The following is a 21,922-nucleotide window of genomic DNA, read 5'->3' as shown; positions in this document are numbered from 1 at the left end:
TATTCTCCCATTATATGTGCCAGCATGCGATGCGGCGATCTGCCCAATCTCGAAGTGGCGGACGTTCTGTAAAACAACGACCTTCCGCTTCTGGACATCGACCACTAAACAGACACCCTTTTGGTGGGTCTAATGGATTTGGTGGATCCCCTTTAAGCGGTGCCCCAATTGGTGCATGTGGCATAACTGGACCATTTAAGGCCGTCAATGCACGGGTATACGGATGCTGAGGGAATTCATATAAGTCCAATGCAGGACCTTCTTCCATGACGGCACCTAAATACATAACAACCATGCGATGACTAATGTAGCGCACCATATTTAAATCATGAGAAATAAAGAGGTACGAAATACCATGTTGTTCTTGTAACCGTTCTAGTAATGTCATAATTTGCACTTGGATAGATACATCTAACGCAGAAATCGGCTCATCACAAATGATACATTGAGGCTCCATAATAAGAGCCCGTGCAATGCCGATACGTTGACGTTGCCCACCAGATAGTTCATGAGCATAACGCTCACCAAATGACATATTTAAGCCAACTTGGTCAAGCACCTCTTTTACACGAATCACGCGATCTCGGGGTGTATACTTTGGATCCAGTTCTAAAGGCTCCTCTAAAATTGCATTAACCGTAAGCCGCGGATTAAGGGATGCATAAGGATTTTGAAATACCATTTGCATCACCGGGTGAACAGACTCTCTATCCACATAAGGGTTGATATGTCGACCATTCATATAAATAGAACCAGATGTAGCTTGATATAAACCCATCAAAGTATAACCAAAGGTAGATTTACCACATCCAGATTCACCTACGATACCTAGGGTTTCCCCTGGTGATTGATATAGACTCACGCCTTGTACGGCGTGTACCGTTTGTTTTGGCTTAAATAAGCCACCTGACAGGGTGAACTCTTTAACGAGATTGTCAGTCTCCCATACGTAACTCATTAAAGTCCCTCCAACTTAGCTAACCAACATGTAAACTGGTGACTTTCACCAACATTTGTAACCATCGGAACCCGACTACCGCAGATTCGCATAGCCCATTTACAACGAGGATTAAATGCACATCCACGAGGTAAATCAAATAGATCAGGAGGTTGACCTTCAACGGCCTTCAATTCACCGTGCCATTTACCTTGAGGCAATGCAAGTAACAGCCCCAAAGTATATGGATGACGAGGCTCGCTAAAGATACCATCTACTGTAGCAGACTCAACACATTTACCTGCGTACATAACCATAACGCGATCACAAATTTGAGCAATAACACGTAGATTGTGAGAGATAAAGATAATCCCTATGCCAGCCTCTACGGCTAAGGTTTGCATAAGGCGCAAAATTTGCGCCTCAGTAGTAATATCAAGAGCTGTTGTAGGCTCATCACAAATTAAAATTTTAGGACGACCAGCCACTGCCATGGCAATACATACGCGTTGACGCATACCACCGCTCAATTCATGAGGATATTGAGATAATCGTCGTTCCGGAGTGGATAACCCCATTTTCTTCAACAAATCGATAGCAATGGCCCTTTCATCGTAATCTTCACCATACGCATTAGTACGATGGATAACCTCATACATTTGCTCCCCAATCGTCATGATAGGATTCAAAGAGGTCATAGGATCTTGGAACACCATGGCAACCGTCGTGCCACGAAGTTCATTCCAATCATCTTCTGTAAATCCTAAACAATCATGACCATCAATCATGAATGTATCCGCTTTAATTTTAGTTTTACCATATGGTAATAAGCCCATTAATGAGTTAACTAAAACGGATTTACCACATCCAGATTCCCCGACTATACCTAAAATCTCGCCAGGGTATAAAGAAATATCTTGATTGCGAATAACTCGCAACGGACCTTGGAAGGTATTGATGGTAATAGATACATTACGTACATCAACAATAGCGTTATTCATTATCTATCTCCTTCCTTAGGGTCTAATACATTACGTAAACCGTCGCCAAAAAATGCGAAACCAAGCATAGTAATACTAATAGCAACAGCGGGGAAAATCAATTGGAATGGATAAGAGCGCATGCTACTAATACCTTCAGAAGCCAGTACACCCCAGCTCGCCATAGGTGCATTTACACCTAAGCCGATAAAACTAAGGAATGCTTCTGTAAAAATTGCCTCAGGAATGGCCAATGTTAAAGTAATAATGATAGGCCCTACACAGTTTGGCAAAATATGGCGCAATAAAATGCGATGCTTAGGAATACCCATGGCTTCTGCTGCGATGATGTATTCTTCGTTCTTAACTTTCAAAATTTGGCTGCGTACGATACGGGCCATATTAAGCCAATACGCAATACCCAACGCTACAAAAATAGAGGTTAGCCCAGGTCCAAGTACAACCATCAATAAGATTACGTATAGTAAAAGTGGAATACCGTACAAAACATCTACAATCCCCATCATGATACGGTCTACCTTGCCACCTATATAACCCGCAATGCCGCCATAGGCAACGCCAATCACAAGATTAATAAAAGCTGCTACAAAACCAATGGTTAAGGAAATACGAGCGCCGTACATAACACGTGTATAGATATCACGGCCCAATGTATCCGTACCAAACCAATGGCTAAAGCTTGGACTTTGGTTCGCATCAATTAAGGATTGGTCCGCATAGGTATAAGGTGAAATAAGTGGACCTAGAATAGCAAGCACCATCATCACAATAATGATGGTTGCACCAACTACAGCTAAACGATTTACCTTAAATCGTTCCCATTTACTAGGACGTTTTATAAAGCTAGTAATCTCTTCTTGAGGGGCTCGTTCAATAGGTAAAAAGTCTTCCTTATTCATCTGTCCCCTCCTCCGTTGTAACTCGTGGATCGATTAATGGATAAATCATGTCCACCAAAATATTAAGAAATACTACAAGCGCACTATAGAAAATCGTAATACCAAGAATAACCGTATAGTCTCGGTTATAAATAGATGTTACAAAATACTGACCTAGACCAGGAATCGCAAAAATTGTTTCTACGATAAAGCTGCCTGTTAACAAACTAGCTGCCAATGGACCTAAGTACGTAATAACTGGCAAAATTGCATTGCCAAGGGCATGACGTGTCAAAATGGTCCAAGAACCTAGACCTTTTGCGCGAGCTGTACGAATGTATTCTTGTTGATACACGTCAAGTAAACCACTGCGCGTTAAGCGAGCAATAAATGCCATCGGTTGCGCTGCTAATGTCAACACAGGCAACACCATGTAAGATGGGCCACGCCATAAGGCTACCGGGAACCATCCCAATTCAAAGCCTACTATGTACACAAGAACAGCACCGATAATAAATGTTGGTACCGAAATCCCTATTGTAGATAATACAGTTACCGCATAATCTACAATACTATTAGGTCTCATGGCACTAATCGCACCAGCTGTAATACCACCAACTATAGCTACCATTAAGGATAATAAGCCAAGCTGTGCGGAAATTGGGAATGCATCACCAATTATATCGTTTACACTACGGCCTTCATATTTAAATGATGGGCCCAAGTCACCTGTAATAACGCCACCTAAATAATCTCCATATTGCTTCCACACGGGGTCATCAAGATGATATTTCGCCTCTATACTTGCTTTCACTTGAGGCGGTAATTTTTTTTCTGTTGTAAAAGGCCCTCCCGGTATCGCATGCATTAATGCAAATGTTACGGTAATGATGACCCATAAGATTATGATTGCGCCACCTAGGCGTCGAAATACATACCTCGTCATTGTCACTTTCCTCCATAAAAAGTCTATTCGTTTTATTATACTACATTATGAAGCTAATTTCATGATTAACATCATTACATTTACAGAAAGGCTTACATAACGTACAATAAAATATATGATTATTTGGAGGTGTCTATGATAGCAGTACCTAGAGTTTTAACAATTCAAGACATGAGCTCTATTGGACGCTGTGCCCTTACCGTTATGATTCCTATCATCAGTGCCATGCGCTGTCAGGCGGTTCCTTTGGCGACAGCGGTACTAAGCAATCACTTAGAGTATCCTCACTATGAATTTGTCGATTTATCTGCTCATATGAGAGATTTCATGGATTGCTGGGATAAAAACGAAATTGACTTTCACGCTATCGTAAGTGGATTCTTGGCCTCACCAGAACAAATTCACCTCGTTGAAGAAGCAATCAATCGATTTGCCTCTAATGGTCAGATGGTTATCGTCGATCCCGCAATGGCCGATGATGGTCGCCTCTATTCCATTTATACTCCTGATATGGTTGTAGCTATGCGCCAACTTGTATCTAAGGCCCACATCGTAAAGCCAAACTTTACTGAGGCATGCTTCTTATTAGATATTCCATTCTCAACAAATCCTATTAGCGAAGATGAATTACGTGAGCGATGTAAGCAATTACATCACATGGGCCCTGAAATGGTTATCATGACCAGCGTCCCATCGAAAACACATGCTGTTATTGCGGTCTATGATGGACCTACAGACTTTTTAAAAACATACTCTATACCTCTGGTTCCTGTAAAAGCTACAGGGACAGGAGATATTTTTACTGCTGTATTATCTGGTGCGGTAATGAGGGGATATTCTCCTTATGATGCGGCAGAACTGGCAATGAATTTTACTACCAAAGCGATTCAAGCAACATTAGATACAGTACAATCACTAAAACATGGAGTCGCATTTGAGTTAGTTTTGCCAGAATTAACTCAACTATAAGCTATAAATAAAGGGGAACTTATGGATTTACTTTATGTTGTATTACGAACACTGCTCATATGTACCATCGGTTTGCTCATTGCATTCCAAGGACGTCGCATGGGTTTATCGATTTTTAACTTAACGGGACGGTTAAATCGACTACAATTTATCATATGCTTCATCGCTTTAATGATTTTATTTCATATTGTCCACTACATCGATAACATATTCTTAGATTTTGTTGTATCACTACCAGCATATTGGTTGACTAGGGTCATTATTTGGCTCTTATTGGCAACCCTCTTTCCTTTATCTTGTGTCTTATTTGGCCGTCGTATTCACGACATCGGCTTCAATGCATGGGCAGGAATCCTCTGGTCGGTAATCATGATTTTCATCAATACCTACTCTGCCGTATCTCCATTCAATTACATGCTAGAGCTTTTTATATGGCTCATCGGCTTCCTATTCTGGGTATTGCCAGGACAACCTGAGCCTAATCAATATGGTAACCCTCCATTTATGACTGTAAATCGGACAGTTTATGAACCAATACAGACTCCTATATCTAACAAAAAACAAGAAGGTCGAAAAACAGTTCGTAAGCGACGCAAAAAGCGATAATTAAAAATTAACACCCTACAATAAAAAACGTATCTCTATAAGTAATATATACCTTCTTTACTGGACAACCAGTAAAGAGAGTACATATCAAAGAGATACGTTTTTATTATGTCTTCTGTTTTTACAACATTAGTTCATTAACAACATCAACTCAATCAAAGTACAACCTATATATGCAATAATAAACTTAACCTTTTGTTTACGCGCTCTATCATCATCTGCAATTTTAAGTCGATTTGCAAGGAATCGTTTATCTCGAATTTGCAACAAAAGGTGTTTAATTCGCTCTTGGCTTTCATTAGCAGTATACTCATCACAATCAGCTGTCAATGTAGCTTGTTGCATGAAGATGCGTCGGTGTAGTTTACGCATTTGAATTTTAATATTGTTATGTACAAATGCACTTTGCCACTGTTTGCGAGAATCAAAATACATGTACAAATACCGAGGAATATTCATAACTAAGAAGGAAATGATAAAAATCCCTAAGGAAATTAAAAAGTATGTAGAGAATGAAAATTCCAATGTTTCTGTTGGTAAATAGTGATGCAAGATAATAAATGTAATCCATACACCTATTGGCAATAAAAGAACTGCTGCAATATCGATAGAACGAAGCCAGCTAGTGCGAGTTGGCACATCAGGTACTGTAAAAGTATCTACAGGATCATGGAATGCATAGTAATCCAACTGTAACACAGATTGACTGGTCCGCGGGTTACCCAAGAGAACAGGTCCATTACTACCAATATGGCGCTCAGGCATGGGTATGAATTTCTTCACTTGTGTATTAGGTAATAAGTCAAATTGAATGATACCTTTCTTCTCAAAGCGTACAGTAGATCCTTTTTCACCTAATGCAATAGGGTTAAAGAAAATACCGAAGAGACTTAGACACCAGTTTCCCAACAAGTGTAAAATAGAGTTCAAAATAAACCCACCTGTATCTATATTATTTGTATCTAAACGAATGGCAAAGGATGATGAATAATCATCGAACCATAAATCCTCTAAGGTGAATTCCACATTAATCACATTCCCCCATTTTGTAATAATGGATAGGAATATTTGATTGTTTGGTTCAAATTCAAATGTTACAGCATAAAAGAACCAATGATTACGAAGAGCGGCACGCAACATGCGATTAACCATATCCTCTTCTATATATAGCAAACGGTGGTCAAACAAATCTTGTTCTAAAGGTGCTTTTTCTAATACGGGCGCCTTATCCACCACCGCATCTCGATCAGATAATGCTTCATCCACCAAAGCTCGTAATTTGGTGAAGATTTTAGTCATAACCCCTCCAAGGGTGAAATAATAGCTCTTAATACAAAAATTATACCATATATTGCATGATTTATCGATAAAAGTATACTACATATACTATTAAATATAAATATAATTAAAGCCCCTTTTTGCATAGCAAAAGGGGCTTCATTAATGTAGTTTAATATTGCTCTTATTATAATTTAATATTCATAATAGATCTTAAATTGCAACGTAATATTAAACATTGTCCAAATCTATAATTAAGCATTAATAATAGATACTTTAAATGATATTTAGTTTTATTGAATACTTGCCATAGATAAATAACAATATTCATAGAAATGACCTCGAAGAGCTATCAATTCTTCATACGTACCATCTTCAACAATTTGACCTTTATCCATAAACAAGATTCGGTCCATTTGTTCTAAACCTTCCAATTGATGTGTAATATATAGACATGTCCTACCCTCTACATAATGCATCAAATCACGATGTAAAGCTTTTCTCGTTACTTGATCTAAGCCCTCTAAAGGTTCATCTAATAAAACGATTTTAGGATTGCGCAAGAACAATCTAGCTAATGCAACTCTTTGACGTTCACCACCACTCAAACCTTGCCCTCCACTCCCTACAATCGTATTCATACCTTCTGGTAATTTTTCAACTACCGATCGCAATGATGCACGGTTAATGGCTTGATCTAAATCCGCCATAGAAGCTTCAGGTCTTGCAAGGCGTATATTATCCTTAAAGGAAGCATTAAAAATATACGTATCTTGAGTTATAGTCCCCAATGCATTACGCCAAGTATCAATTGAAATATCTTTCAACTCCACCGAGCCTATACGAATGGATCCACCATAATCATATAACCTCTCAAGCATATTAAATAATGTCGTCTTGCCAGACCCACTAGCACCAACGATAGCAATGGATTTCCCTTGCTGAATATGTAGTCTGAGATTCTCATAAATATGGCGATATTCATCATACCCAAAGGATACATCTGTAAAAATAATATCATCATTAGGGTTAAATGATTTTGGTGATATAGGTTCTACAATAGATATCGGTTCATTACTGAGAGCCATGAGACGACTTGTGGCAACTTTACTTTCTGCACCATGATGAACAGCAGCAATCATAGGTTGTAACGCTTCAAACCAAGCCTGTGTACCAATGGCAGCCACCGCTACCATAACACTAGCCCAAGCACCTGTTAACGCATTAGAGGCCATAATAGCTACAATAACTACAGTTAACTGAACGCCGCCTATGAATAGTGTATTACCCATATTCATGCCCCGCTCAATAGTACCTTTTTGAGCATCTACATTGCGCATCATATGCTGAATACGCTTATATACCATGTCTTCGTTGCCATAACTAATCACATCTTCCAGACTATCCATAGTATCACTTAAAAGCGCTTTATAATCGCCTTGTTGAGGCCCAATCCTACGTAAAGATTCTTTATTATACAAATAAACAACCAAAGGTACTATTACACCTAATACGAAGGCCGACAAAAGAATAGGTATAATCAAACTATTGTCAATTGTAGAAACTCCATATGCAATCAATATAGTCAAGGCAACGGCTGCTACGGGTGGAATCAAAGTGCGCAAGTAGAAGAATTGTAATACCTCTATATCCCCCATGATGCGTCCCAACATATCACCTGCCCCAAACCGTTTGAGTATAGCAGGTGCCAATGGTTCCAAATGAGCATAAAACCACAAGCGCAAGCCATAGAGTCCTTGGAATGCCATGCGATGAGATGTATAGCGCTCAAAATAACGACATACAGCACGACTAACACCGAAGAATCGAACTCCTACGATTGCAAGACTTAAATAAGTAAGTCCTGGTTGCAGTGCGGCAGATGCCAATAGCCAAGAGGATACTGTCAAAAGCCCCACATTCATAAACACTGTTAAGAATGTAAATAGCAAGGCCAATACTAATGACCACTTAGCGGGACTCAATACAGAAAACAACAACTTCCAACCTTGTAAGCTCATATTAGAACCTTTTGCATTATCTTTAAAAGTCTCAGTATATTTAACAGATTTAACAAAATGCTCTGTGCCATTGATAGGTTTATCTACGACCAATGTATTCTCTGAATCAAATTGTTTTCCAATATACAATGGTTCTTCAAGAGTTGCTGATAATTGCCCTAAGCCAGATGTAACAAGGTCTTTAAAATAACCCGCTTCTTGAAGTAGGTCATGATAAGAACCTTCTTGAATAATTGATCCATTTTTCAAGACATATAGTTTAGATGCCCAATGCATAGTTTGTAATCGATGCCCAATAATGATGACAATCTTATTTTCCATCAAACGCTGAATAGCCGTACTTATAATGGCTTCTGTTTTTACATCTAGATGTGCTGTCACTTCATCAAGAATCAATACCTGACCCTTCCGGAGGAATGCACGAGCTAAAGCAATACGTTGCCGCTCGCCGCCACTAAGACCTAACCCACCTTCACCAATAACCGCATCAAGCCCATCTTGTTCTCGATTAATAACATCTAATAGCTGAACTTCTTTGCACGCATCAAGAATCTCTGCATCACTTACATCCATACCAAAGGATAAGACCTCTCGCAAGGACCCTTTCATAATATGTGGATGTTGAGATACATAGATAATTTGCTGACGCCACCAGTTGATATCTAAATCACATATATCAATGCCATCGATAGTAACTGTTCCTTTCGGAGCCTGTAAAAACCCTCCAACAATATGGGCCATAGTAGATTTACCAGCTCCGCTTTCACCAACGAGCATAATAGGTGCATTACGTTCAGCCTGCAGCGTAATGTGGTGTACCCCATTCTCACTATTTTTATAGGTGAAAGTTAAATCTTTAATTGCAATTTCCTGTATAGGCTTATCAAGTTTAGACTCACCACCTACTGGTAAATAAGGTGGACGCTGCATGAATTCTTCATACTTCAGAATAGATGTTTTCCCTGCCATCCCTGTGTGGAAAGCTGCCCCCAATTGTCTAAATGGAGTATAGAACTCCGGCGCTAACAACAAAATAAAGAAGGCTGAAAAGAATGTGACTTCACCATCTAATAAGGTTAGACCTAAATATACCGCAATCAGAGCAGTACTAATTGTACTCACTAATTCAAGTACTAATGCAGATAAAAAGGCTACGCGCAACACGCGTAAAGTGGAATCTTTAAACTCTTGAGATAATCGACCAATAACCTTGATTTGATCCTTTGCACGGCCAAAGAGCTTTAGCGTAGTAATCCCTTGTAGTACATCTAAAAAATGCCCCGATAGGAAGCTCATACGTTCCCATTGTTCCTTATTTAATCGATCAGCTTGCTTCCCAATCAAGATCATAAAAAATGGAATTAAAGGCACCGTAACAATCAAAATAATACCAATTATTGGTAATGTATTTACAATGGCAATCCCCATAATAAGAGGAATCATAATAGCATATAAAATCTGCGGAATGTAACGTGCTATGTAAGCATCTACTTGTTCTAAACCATCGGTAAGCATATGGATGACATCGCCATGACGTTCCTTATGCTGTACACCGAGCTTAAACATATGCTCCAAAGAGCGTTCTCTAAAGGATGCTTTTACAGTACTTCCCAAATGATTTGCCACCGCCTCTTGAACATAATGAGCCACCAATCTCACAATAATAGCAATAAACAAATAAATAATGGTGTTCGTTTCATCAGCTAGTGTATGCTCCAAAAATATAAGATTATTTATTAAGGTTCCAAAGAACCAGGCTTGCCCAACAATGGACAGACTTTCTACTAAACAGGTGAAGCCGAGTAGCACAAGCTGTCCTTTATGTTCTAGCAGCGCTTTAAATGCGGTACGCTGTATCATACTATCCTCTACGGTAAATCTATTTAAATATATAAACTCAAACAAATTTAAATCCCTATTACTAAGCCTACAAGAGTCCAAGTGAATCTAAATTTATCAATATTATATTCATCTTACCATAAAAAAGAGGCGTGCCGCTACGGCACGCCTCACATTAAGACCTAATTTTTACAACTTACATAAGTTGTAAAGCTATACTATTAATAGTGTAAATCTTTTTCTGTTACACGATGACGGAATGTCCAATATACCCAAGATTGGTAAACCAAAATAATTGGCACAAATACGAAGGCTACACAAGTCATCAAAGTCAACGTATAAGTAGAGTTAGCTGCATTAGTAATAGTCAAGCTCCACTCAGGATTCAAAGAAGAAACCATGATGCGAGGGAACAAACCTGCAAAGTATGCAGCTGTTACAGAAATAACAGATAAACAACTGAATAAGAAACCCCATTTTGTATTTCGAGTGCGTGCTGCACCCCAAGAAATGAGGAAGGACACGATAGCTAATGCAAAGCAAACTATAGCTAATACAGAATTAAACAAATCTGTATACACGTAAGTTGCACCTACCAATGCCAATGCACCGATAGCTGTAGGAACACCTACTACCAAGGATGCCGCACGAGCGCGCTCAGAAACAGCACCAGCTGTTTTAATAGAAGTAAATAAACCACCATGGTATGTAAATACCAAAATGAACGCAATACCACAAAGTATGGTGTATGGACTTAATAAATCAGAAAAAGTACCAACATATGTCATACTTGCATCAATTGGAGTACCTTGAATCAAATTACCTACTGTAACACCCCACAATAGTGCAGGAATCAAGGAACCAAAGAAGATGCAGTAGTCGAATGTTTTACGCCATAACAAATTAGGGCTCTTAGAACGGAATTCAAAGGATACACCACGAATAATAAGAGCTGCAAGCATCAAGAATAGAGCCAAGTAGAATCCACTAAATAATGTAGCATACACGTGAGGGAAGGATGCGAATAATGCCCCTCCGGCAGTAATCATCCAAACTTCATTACCATCCCACACAGGACCTAAGGCATTGATCATTTGTCGACGTTCAACGTCAGTTTTACCAATGAATGGTAACAAAATACCAGTACCATAGTCAAAACCTTCTAATAAGAAGAAGCCAGCGAATAGTACAGTAATTAAGATAAACCATACCACTTCAAGGTTATTAAAAATTAATTCCATAATCTTGCCTCCTCTTTTTCAACTACATCATGAGATGGATTTCCATCTGGACCTTTTTTAATGTGTTCTACAGCAAGGTAGATAGCCGCGATAGCAGCCACGATATACACAAGTGTAAAGCCGATGATTGTAGTCATAATTTCTGGAGCCGTTACGGATTTAGACGCACCATCTGCAGTCAATTGCAAACCATATACAAGCCATGGTTGACGACCTGCTTCCGCTACAAACCAACCAGTGGAGTGAGCGATGAATGGCAATGGCAACATCCAGAACATAATTTTTAAGAATGTACGATTTTCAACAAGCTTGTCTTTTGCATTTAGGATAAGACCTACAAAGGCAACAAGTAACATAAGAGAACCGGATGCTACCATGACACGGAATGTCCAGAAGATTGCTGGAACATCTGGAATATAGTTGCCAGGGCCATATTGAGCCTCCGCTTTTGCTTGAAGGTCTTTGATACCTTCTACCTTACCAGACGTAAAGGAGTTTTGAGTCAAGAAGGATAAACCACCAGGAATTTCAAGAGCACCTGTATTCTTTTGTGCTTTAGTATCAATATTAGCTACCAAAGAGAATGGCGCTGGATCTTGTGTTTCCCACAACGCTTCCATAGCAGCCATTTTCATAGGTTGTACTTTTGTGATGTATTGACCTTGATGATGACCAGCTAATGCACCTAAAGTACCAAATACAAGTGCGATAACCATGCCCCATTTAGCGGAGCGGCGGTAGAACTCTGTCGCATTATTACGCAATAAGTGCCATGCACTGATTGCCATAATAATTACACCAGCTGTTAATAAACCATTCAATACGATATGGAAAAATTGTCCAGGTACATAGCCATTTTGAACGATGGTCAGGAAATTTTCCATCTCTGCACGGCCATTGCGTAATACAAAGCCTACAGGATGTTGCATAAAGGAGTTTGCTACGAGAATCCAGAACGCAGATAAGTTAGTACCTAACGCTACAAATGTAGCTACAAGGGCGTGAACACATTTATGTAAGCGGTCCCAACCGAAAATCCAAACGCCCATGAATGTAGATTCCAAGAAAAATGCCATTAATGCTTCAAGGGCCAATGGGGCACCAAAAATGTCACCCATAAAACGAGAATATTCTGCCCAGTTCATACCGAAATGGAATTCCTGAACAATACCAGTCACCACACCCATGGCAAAGTTAATTAGGAACAATTTCCCCCAGAACTTAGCCATTTTTTTGTATACTTCTTTACCAGTCGACACATAGGTCCACTCTAAAGCAGCAACAGTCACTGTCATACCTAGTGTGAACGGCACAAATAACCAGTGATAGATAGATGTTAGCGCGAATTGCAATCGGGCTAAATCTACAGCTTCAAACATGTGTTTTCCTCCTTAGAATAAAATACTAACATCACTTGACGAGCTTTTACAAAAAACCTTGCATCATTGCGACTGTAAAAAAGCTCAAGCCTCAGCACCAATCAACTGTTCTCTTTGGGCAAGGGTCTTAAAATTAACCGCTTCCAACTGATTAATCAATTGATGCTGAATCACGCCCATTGCTTCATTTATAGCGCAATGCCCCTTACAAGACTTAGAGCAAGAACCTACATCATATAAACAACGTTGTAAATACGCATCCCCTTCTACTGCTCTAATTACATCAAGCAACGAAATCTCTTGAGGGCTTCGATTCAGGGCAAACCCGCCATCTACACCTCGGAAAGATTTCATAATTCCTGCTGCAATGAGACTACGCATAATCTTGAGCAAAAAGCGTTCTGGAATCAACTCTTGCTCAGCCAATACAGCACCAGTTATCTTCGAGCCCGAAGGTAGTAGCGCCATATGCAAGACCATGCGAAATGCATAATCCGTGGCCTGATTTAACTTCATAAAGTCTCCTTTCTCAAGCACTCGGACAAACGTATTACTAAATCTAGTATAAATGAAATAAAACAATACTGCAATGGTATTGTTTTAAACAGAATAAATTAATTCACTTACTTCTCATGCTCATATTTTATGGATCAATTACCTACTTTTATATCCATCAAATATTGATTGTCATCATATATAAAAAGACTGCTCTCAAAAGAACAGTCTCCATTTATATTATTTTGTAATTTCTCGCACCAAATGGCCCATTTCAGGAATGATGAGTTTGCTCATCGCTAAGGTGACGGCCCCAACAGAGCCAGGAATAGAAAACATCAAAGTGTTATTCTTAACACCAGCTTCTGCACGAGATGCCATTGCTTTTGTTCCAATATCCTCCGTATAGGATAAATATCTAAAGATTTCACCAAAACCTGGAATATGCTTTTCATATAAGCTATTTACCGCCTCGATGGTAACATCTCTCATAGCAATACCAGTTCCCCCAGTAGATATAATGACATCAATAGACTCATCATTACACCATGGAGTCATAGCATTTATTATAGCCTCACAATCATCAATTACAATTTTTCGATCTGCTACAATATGATTTGCTGCTTCCAAAAATTCTTGAACTTTGTTGCCCCCTTTATCAGTTTCTAATGTACGAGTATCAGATACAGTTAATACTGCAACACGTAATGGTCTTGCTACAACTTCGTAAGACATAGTTCCTCCTAAAATAAAGGCACAATAGATGCCAATATCGGCCATCCATTATCGCGTAATGTATCACGCAATGCCCATGTATACTTAATAAGCGGTGCACAATGTAGGCGCAACCAGAAAGATAAATACGGTGTATCTCCTTGGAATACAGCTAGTCGATTTAGAGCATATAAATTCTCCCCTGGCTTTACTGTTCCTGGTTGAACTGTGAAAGCCATTTTATACCCAGACTGTTTAGTAACATATTGAACGAGCATATCATTAAAACCACCAGGATACGCCAAATAATTGATAGGTTCTCCTAAAATACCTTCCATAGATGTTTTACCACCGAGAATGGCATCAGGCAATTCTGTAGGATCTATATGAGTTAGTATCTTATGATGATTTGTATGCCCTTGAATATCAAATCCTGCCGTCTCCATTTGACGCATTTGTGCTGTATTTACAAAACCATGCGTATTGGCTGCGTCACTAATCATGAACAAAGTAGCTTTCATATTATATGCTTTTAATATAGGCAATGCATGTTCATAATTATCTACATAACCATCGTCAAATGTTATTACGATTGGCTTCTCTGGTAACTCCGTACCATTTTGCAAATACTCATACAATTGATCCAATGTTATCGTATGATATCCATGATTATGGAGGTATTCCATCTGCTCCTTAAACTGATCCACATGCAATGTTAACGCGGAGTGTTTCTCATCATTTATTTGATGATAATTAAGTACCGGTACACCATATAACTTATAATTTGAAGACAGTCCCCACATAGCCCCAATAGAAACCGCTAAAATTGCAATACATATTGCAATACAATATAACAACTTTTTAATGCAGCTCTTGCCATATTTATACATATAAAATAATCACTCCCATCGACTTACATACATAATGAGAATACCACATATAAGTGGCTATTATCAAGAAAATCCCTCATAAGATTAATATAAAAACGGTTGATGCAATGAATCTGTCGTCGCTTAATTCTTATTACCTTTAACTTTCCCTACTTGCTTCCTCACTGTGGATTTCCCTTCACCGCTTAGCAGTTTGGTAAATCTTACGTTCGGAAGAAGGTGGTGTGTGAGCCCCATACGTCGTTTAATCCTAATTACTTTTCGCTTGCCCTACTTGCTTCCTCACTGTGGATTTCCCTTCTCTGCTTCGCAGTTTGGTAAATCTTACGTTCGGAAGAAAGTGATGCAGTGAATCTGTCGTCACGTTGTTCCTCCATCTTCTACTGCCCTACTTTTCCCACGCCGTCTCTATTGATCAATACACATAGACAATACTTCTACAACCTTGGCTGAAAACGGCTCTAGAAGGAATTAGAATGTGCTCGTTAGAGCACAAAAATAGAGGGCCAACCCTTTATAGGGTTGACCCTCTATTTCGTTAATCAGCGAGTTCTTATGTACGGTTCTTTGCTCCAGGATACGGGGTGTTCGTCGCTGTGGAAGGACCTATGTAGCTGCGCTACATATCCATCTTACGCTCCGAACTAAGCGATGCAGTGAATCTGTCGTCGTTTCACTCCTCCATCTTCTACTGCCCTGCTTACCAGGTCCCCTGGGAGGATAGGAAGCTATACAAAAAAAAGACACACCCTCAGGTGTGCCTTTGCTTCAATCAGCAGCTTCCTATCCTCCCAGGCCGTCTCCAGCCAAGTACTTTCGGCGTTTATGAGCTTAACTACTGTGTTCGAGATGGGAACAGGTGGATCCTCATAGCCATCGCCACTGAATCTGTCAGAGTTTGTACTCTGAAAACCACATAGAAGTATATATATATTTATTGCACATTCTGCTTAATGTTTTACGTTGCTTAAGTAAAGCCCTCGATCGATTAGTACCAGTCAGCTCCAAACCTCACGGCTCTTCCACACCTGGCCTATCTACCATGTCGTCTACATGGGATCTTACTAGCTTACGCTATGAGAAACCTCATCTCAAGGCTGGTTTCACGCTTAGATGCTTTCAGCGTTTATCCGTCCCGAACGTAGCTACCCAACTGTACCCTTGGCAGGATAATTGGTACACCAGCGGTTCGTCCACTCCGGTCCTCTCGTACTAGGAGCAGCCCCCTTCAAGTTTCTTACGCCCGCGATGGATAGGGACCGAACTGTCTCACGACGTTCTGAACCCAGCTCACGTACCACTTTAATCGGCGAACAGCCGAACCCTTGGGACCTACTTCAGCCCCAGGATGTGATGAGCCGACATCGAGGTGCCAAACCTCCCCGTCGATATGGACTCTTGGGAGAGATTAGCCTGTTATCCCCAGGGTAGCTTTTATCCGTTGAGCGATGGCCCTTCCACTCGGCACCACCGGATCACTAAGCCCGACTTTCGTCCCTGCTCGACCTGTCCGTCTCGCAGTCAAGCTCCCTTCTGCCTTTACACTCTTCGAGCGATTTCCGTCCGCTCTGAGGGAACCTTTGGGCGCCTCCGTTACTCTTTTGGAGGCGACCGCCCCAGTCAAACTGCCCGCCTAAGACTGTCCGGCCGGTCGTTACTCGGCCCGTTAGAAATCAATTAATGAAAGGGTGGTATCCCAACAGCGACTCCCCTAAAACTGGCGTCCTAGGTTCTCCGTCTCCCACCTATCCTGTACATTCATTAACTAAGTTCAATCTTAGGTTGCAGTAAAGCTCCATGGGGTCTTTCTGTCCAGTCGCGGGTAACCTGCATCTTCACAGGTACTTCAATTTCACCGGGTCCCTCGTTGAGACAGTGCGCAAGTCGTTACACCTTTCGTGCGGGTCGGAACTTACCCGACAAGGAATTTCGCTACCTTAGGACCGTTATAGTTACGGCCGCCGTTTACTGGGGCTTCAATTCAGAGCTTCGACCGAAGTCTAACCCCTCCTCTTAACCTTCCAGCACCGGGCAGGTGTCAGCACCTATACATCAGCTTTCGCTTTAGCAGGCACCTGTGTTTGTGGTAAACAGTCGCTTGCGCCTCTCTTGTGCCACTCATTCATGCTCCAAGCGCTTCTGCTCTTCACACTACATGAGTCCTCCTTTTCCCGAAGTTACGGAGGCATTTTGCCGAGTTCCTTAACGAGGGTTTTCCCGCGCACCTTAGGATTCTCTCCCCGCCTACCTGTGTCGGTTTTGGTACGGGCGATGTGTCTCTACCTAGAAGCTTTTCTCGACAGTGTAGGATCAATCACTTCGCGACTATTGCTAGTCGCTCGTCATCACATCTCAGCTTTTAGAACTACGGATTTGCCTATAGCTCAACCTACCTGCTTAAACACGCTCTTCCAATCGCGTGCTGACCTACCTTACTGTGTCACTCCATCGCTCAAACGATTCACACCGGTACAGGAATTTCAACCTGTTGTCCATCGCCTACGCTTTTCCGCCTCGGCTTAGGTCCCGACTTACCCTGAGACGACGATCGTTGCTCAGGAACCCTTAGGCTTTCGGTGGAATGGATTCTCACCATTCTTTTCGCTACTCATACCGACATTCTCACTTCTCATCAGTCCACAACTCCTTACGGTACTGCTTCAGCCCGATGAGAACGCTCCCCTACCCATATACATTGCTGCATATGACACGACTTCGGTTTTACACTTTAGCCCCGGACATTTTCGGCGCAGAGTCTCTCGACCAGTGAGCTATTACGCACTCTTTAAATGGTGGCTGCTTCTAAGCCAACATCCTGGTTGTTTTGGAAATTCCACATCCTTCGCCACTTAGTGTAACATTGGGGACCTTAGTCGGTGTTCTGGGCTGTTTCCCTCTTGACAATGGACCTTATCATTCACTGTCTGACTCCCGAGTATAAGTATAGCCATTCGTAGTTTGACTAGGTTCGGTAACCGGTATGGCCCCTAGCCCGATCAGTGCTCTACCGCCTATACTCTCTACCTCGAGGCTAGCCCTAAAGCTATTTCGGGGAGAACCAGCTATCTCCGTGTTCGATTGGCATTTCACCCCTATCCACAACTCATCCCAAAGCTTTTCAACGCTCACGAGTTCGGTCCTCCACACAATTTTACCTGTGCTTCAACCTGGCCATGGATAGATCACTACGGTTTCGGGTCTACTATTACTAACTGAACGCCCTGTTCAGACTCGCTTTCGCTGCGGCTCCATGTTTTCCACTTAACCTCGCTAGCAACAGTAACTCGTCGGTTCATTCTTCAATAGGCACGCCGTCGTCCTGATATATATACAGACTTCGACTGTTTGTAGACATACGGTTTCAGGTTCTCTTTCACTCCCCGCCAGGGGTTCTTTTCACCTTTCCCTCACGGTACTATGCGCTATCGGTCGATATCAGTATTTTGGCTTGGAGGGTGGTCCCCCCTGCTTCCCACAAGGTTTCACGTGTCTCGTGGTACTCTGGATACAGTCCCGTGTATGCAAGGTTTCAATTACAGGGCTTTCACCTTCTGCGGCTGAGCTTTCCAGCTCGATTCTTCTACCTCATTTACACTTGATGACTGTCCTCAACCCCGGTGCGGTTGCCCGCTCCGGTTTGGCCTCTTTCCCGTTCGCTCGCCGCTACTAAGAAAATCTCGTTTGATTACTGTTCCTCCGGGTAATTAGATGTTTCAGTTCCCCGGGTGCCCTCCTCATACTCAAAGGTATGGGTGACAGTGCATAACCACTGCCGGGTTCCCCCATTCGGAAATCTACGGGTCACAGGTTGCTTGCACCTCTCCGTAGCTTATCGCAGCTTACCGCGTCCTTCTTCGGCTGATATCGCCAAGGCATCCACCGTACGCCCTTAAAATCTTTACTTATTTTACGCCATAATTTGCGGCTAACTTCGTTGTGCTGCGTTCGGTTTGTCTTGCGTACATAAGTACGCGGCGACATTCCCTCACTGGCACGCCTCGTTATCCATCAAATTCTGACGAAAATCTATTTTTAGATTTTATTGACATGCATTAGATACATTGTCGTTTTTTGTAGCCGTACATTTTCATGTACGTCACCATTAAGTCAGAGAATTATTTCCTATGTGCTCGGGTCAACCTACTTAGAAATTCTAAGAGATGACCTTACAAATATATATTAATTCTTCTATGCAGTTTTCAAAGAACAAACAATTAGTATATCACAGACTCGCTGTCAAATACTAAATGGTGGAGACGAGGAGATTCGAACTCCTGACCCCCTGCTTGCAAGGCAGGTGCTCTCCCAACTGAGCTACGCCCCCGTAATGGGTTCACTTAAGTCTCGATAATCCATTCCGAAGAATCCGTTATCTTTTATAAGCTTTTCCTATTATTTTAGCTCTTAATGTCTGTACTCTACACAAAAGTGTATTTCAAGTTATATGAGCCAACTGGTGGGCCTAGGTGGACTCGAACCACCGACCTCACGCTTATCAGGCGTGCGCTCTAACCAGCTGAGCTATAGGCCCATATCTGTAGATTGAGAGTCTTTACAGATCTCTCAAAACCAAACAATGATAAGTGTGTAAGTACAGCTAGCGCTTATGCTACGTCTACTTACTCGCCAAAGCGTCGACCTAAGTGACATCCAAGCTCTTGGCTCGGTGTATGTCTCCCTAGAAAGGAGGTGATCCAGCCGCACCTTCCGATACGGCTACCTTGTTACGACTTCACCCCAATCATCGACTTTACCTTAGACGGCTGGCTCCCGAAGGTTACCCCACCGGCTTTGGGCACTTCCGACTTTCGTGGTGTGACGGGCGGTGTGTACAAGGCCCGGGAACGTATTCACCGCAGTATGCTGACCTGCGATTACTAGCGATTCCGACTTCACGTAGGCGAGTTGCAGCCTACGATCCGAACTGAGAGAGTGTTTCTCGGGTTTGCTCCATCTCGCGATCTCGCTTCCGTCTATTAACTCCCATTGTAGTACGTGTGTAGCCCAGGTCATAAGGGGCATGATGATTTGACGTCATCCCCGCCTTCCTCCGCATTGTCTGCGGCAGTCTCTCATGAGTTCCCACCTTTACGTGCTGGCAACATAAGATAGGGGTTGCGCTCGTTGCGGGACTTAACCCAACATCTCACGACACGAGCTGACGACAACCGTGCACCACCTGTTTTCTGGCTTCCGAAGAAGAGGAACCATCTCTGGTTCTGTCCATCAATGTCAAGACCTGGTAAGGTTCTTCGCGTTGCGTCGAATTAAACCACATACTCCACCGCTTGTGCGGGCCCCCGTCAATTCCTTTGAGTTTCAACCTTGCGGTCGTACTCCCCAGGCGGGGTACTTATTGCGTTAACTCCGGCACAGAAGGGGTCGATACCTCCTACACCTAGTACCCATCGTTTACGGCCAGGACTACCGGGGTATCTAATCCCGTTCGCTCCCCTGGCTTTCGCGCCTCAGCGTCAGTTTTCGTCCAGAAAGTCGCCTTCGCCACTGGTGTTCTTCCTAATATCTACGCATTTCACCGCTACACTAGGAATTCCACTTTCCTCTCCGATACTCTAGATTGGCAGTTTCCATCCCATCACGGGGTTAAGCCCCGAACTTTTAAGACAGACTGACCTATCCGCCTGCGCGCGCTTTACGCCCAATAATTCCGGACAACGCTTGCCACCTACGTATTACCGCGGCTGCTGGCACGTAGTTAGCCGTGGCTTTCTATTCCGGTACCGTCAATCCTTCTCACTATTCGCAAGAAGGCCTTTCGTCCCGATTAACAGAGCTTTACAACCCGAAGGCCGTCATCACTCACGCGGCGTTGCTCCGTCAGACTTTCGTCCATTGCGGAAGATTCCCCACTGCTGCCTCCCGTAGGAGTCTGGGCCGTGTCTCAGTCCCAATGTGGCCGTTCATCCTCTCAGACCGGCTACTGATCATCGCCTTGGTGGGCCGTTACCCCTCCAACTAGCTAATCAGACGCAATCCCCTCCTTCAGTGATAGCTTACATGTAGAGGCCACCTTTCATCTATCCTCGATGCCGAGATTAGATCGTATGCGGTATTAGCAGTCGTTTCCAACTGTTGTCCCCCTCTGAAGGGCAGGTTGATTACGCGTTACTCACCCGTTCGCCACTAAGATTGATAGAAGCAAGCTTCCATCGCTCTTCGTTCGACTTGCATGTGTTAAGCACGCCGCCAGCGTTCGTCCTGAGCCAGGATCAAACTCTCCAAGATATCTTGAAGCTATTTGAATAGCTCATTATTTGTTGTCGTTACTTTTAAGTAACTTTGAATTATGGTTGGTTTTGACTATGTCAAAACCCGCACTCTGGCATATGTTCAATCGTTTTGATTGATTACCTATCATTGTTCAGTTTTCAAAGATCTGTTATCAATTTGCACTACTTCATTATTAAGTACTGTCGTAATTGACGACTTGATTATAATAACATTATGACCACTTTCATGTCAACACATTTTATAATCTTTTTTGAAGTTCATTTTAAACCTCTAAGTGTATTGCTACACTCATTAAGAAACAGCCGCTCAAACGACTGTATGCATATTATAGTACAATGAAAATATAATCGCAACCCCCAATTCTCAATTTTACAAAATCTTCATTTTATTTTCATTTTTAACTATAAACCTAATTATTGATTTTACACAATTAATCATGTACAATGTAAATGTAGCTGTAATAAAGAACTTTCAGC

General features: G+C 41.9%; 13 protein-coding genes, 2 tRNA genes and 3 rRNA genes. 2 read left to right on the top strand and 16 right to left on the bottom strand.

From position 1 onward, the window contains the following. Window positions 1–10: 10 nt before the first annotated feature. The 4 genes from ACGHIY_RS02440 to ACGHIY_RS02425 are packed head-to-tail and all read right to left on the bottom strand — an operon-like array spanning window position 11 to window position 3,762. Entirely contained in the window at window positions 11–958 is a 948-nt protein-coding gene (locus ACGHIY_RS02440; RefSeq protein ID WP_004695381.1) for an ABC transporter ATP-binding protein, read from the bottom strand. Further along, window positions 958–1,938, bottom strand: coding sequence for an ABC transporter ATP-binding protein (locus ACGHIY_RS02435; RefSeq protein WP_058948494.1), 981 nt, complete (start codon window positions 1,936–1,938; stop codon window positions 958–960). Before ACGHIY_RS02435 ends, ACGHIY_RS02440 begins: the two co-directional genes overlap by 1 nt. Then, entirely contained in the window at window positions 1,938–2,837 is a 900-nt protein-coding gene (locus ACGHIY_RS02430) for an ABC transporter permease (RefSeq protein ID WP_060919840.1), read from the bottom strand. Before ACGHIY_RS02430 ends, ACGHIY_RS02435 begins: the two co-directional genes overlap by 1 nt. After that, on the bottom strand, window positions 2,830–3,762 hold the full coding sequence (locus tag ACGHIY_RS02425; RefSeq protein ID WP_004695374.1) for an ABC transporter permease: 933 nt from the start codon (window positions 3,760–3,762) through the stop codon (window positions 2,830–2,832). The genes ACGHIY_RS02430 and ACGHIY_RS02425 overlap by 8 nt, the downstream gene beginning before the upstream one ends. Before the next feature lie 135 nt (window positions 3,763–3,897). Between ACGHIY_RS02425 and ACGHIY_RS02420 the strand changes: the two genes are divergently transcribed. Both ACGHIY_RS02420 and ACGHIY_RS02415 read left to right on the top strand, forming a co-directional pair. Further along, window positions 3,898–4,731, top strand: coding sequence for a pyridoxamine kinase (locus ACGHIY_RS02420; protein ID WP_270279382.1), 834 nt, complete (start codon window positions 3,898–3,900; stop codon window positions 4,729–4,731). Between the two features lie 21 nt (window positions 4,732–4,752). Further along, a complete protein-coding gene (locus ACGHIY_RS02415; RefSeq protein ID WP_004695370.1) occupies window positions 4,753–5,337 on the top strand; it encodes a DUF805 domain-containing protein in 585 nt (194 codons plus the stop codon). 129 nt (window positions 5,338–5,466) lie between these two features. Here ACGHIY_RS02415 and ACGHIY_RS02410 read toward each other — a convergent pair whose 3' ends face one another. The 12 genes from ACGHIY_RS02410 to ACGHIY_RS02355 all read right to left on the bottom strand — a co-directional run bounded on the left by ACGHIY_RS02410 (window position 5,467) and on the right by ACGHIY_RS02355 (window position 21,440). Then, a complete protein-coding gene (locus tag ACGHIY_RS02410; RefSeq protein WP_004695368.1) occupies window positions 5,467–6,636 on the bottom strand; it encodes a hypothetical protein in 1,170 nt (389 codons plus the stop codon). Between the two features lie 272 nt (window positions 6,637–6,908). After that, window positions 6,909–10,496, bottom strand: coding sequence for a thiol reductant ABC exporter subunit CydD (cydD, locus tag ACGHIY_RS02405; protein ID WP_390525649.1), 3,588 nt, complete (start codon window positions 10,494–10,496; stop codon window positions 6,909–6,911). A gap of 200 nt (window positions 10,497–10,696) precedes the next feature. Next, complete coding sequence (gene cydB / locus ACGHIY_RS02400) at window positions 10,697–11,716, bottom strand: cytochrome d ubiquinol oxidase subunit II (protein WP_004695365.1); 1,020 nt, start codon at window positions 11,714–11,716, stop codon at window positions 10,697–10,699. Then, on the bottom strand, window positions 11,707–13,095 hold the full coding sequence (locus ACGHIY_RS02395) for a cytochrome ubiquinol oxidase subunit I (protein ID WP_004695363.1): 1,389 nt from the start codon (window positions 13,093–13,095) through the stop codon (window positions 11,707–11,709). The genes cydB and ACGHIY_RS02395 overlap by 10 nt, the downstream gene beginning before the upstream one ends. Before the next feature lie 84 nt (window positions 13,096–13,179). Further along, on the bottom strand, window positions 13,180–13,611 hold the full coding sequence (locus ACGHIY_RS02390) for an Rrf2 family transcriptional regulator (RefSeq protein WP_004695360.1): 432 nt from the start codon (window positions 13,609–13,611) through the stop codon (window positions 13,180–13,182). A gap of 219 nt (window positions 13,612–13,830) precedes the next feature. Next, window positions 13,831–14,325, bottom strand: coding sequence for a molybdenum cofactor biosynthesis protein B (locus ACGHIY_RS02385; protein WP_060919836.1), 495 nt, complete (start codon window positions 14,323–14,325; stop codon window positions 13,831–13,833). A gap of 8 nt (window positions 14,326–14,333) precedes the next feature. Beyond that, on the bottom strand, window positions 14,334–15,194 hold the full coding sequence (locus tag ACGHIY_RS02380) for a polysaccharide deacetylase family protein (RefSeq protein WP_390334711.1): 861 nt from the start codon (window positions 15,192–15,194) through the stop codon (window positions 14,334–14,336). Between the two features lie 770 nt (window positions 15,195–15,964). Further along, window positions 15,965–16,081 (bottom strand): 5S ribosomal RNA (gene rrf / locus ACGHIY_RS02375). 81 nt (window positions 16,082–16,162) lie between these two features. Then, window positions 16,163–19,097: ribosomal RNA gene (locus ACGHIY_RS02370) — 23S ribosomal RNA — on the bottom strand. Between the two features lie 345 nt (window positions 19,098–19,442). Further along, window positions 19,443–19,518: transfer RNA gene (locus ACGHIY_RS02365), tRNA-Ala, on the bottom strand. A gap of 130 nt (window positions 19,519–19,648) precedes the next feature. Further along, window positions 19,649–19,725 (bottom strand) — tRNA-Ile (locus tag ACGHIY_RS02360). Between the two features lie 151 nt (window positions 19,726–19,876). After that, window positions 19,877–21,440, bottom strand: a 16S ribosomal RNA gene (locus ACGHIY_RS02355). The 16S, 23S and 5S rRNA genes sit together here with 2 tRNA genes alongside, the layout of an rRNA operon. Window positions 21,441–21,922 lie beyond the last annotated feature (482 nt).

Source organism: Veillonella parvula (assembly GCF_042850485.1).
Classification (GTDB): Bacteria; Bacillota; Negativicutes; order Veillonellales; family Veillonellaceae; genus Veillonella; species Veillonella parvula_Q.
The sequence above is the reverse complement of the archived record's forward strand: the minus strand, read 5'-3'. Positions and strand labels throughout refer to the sequence as shown.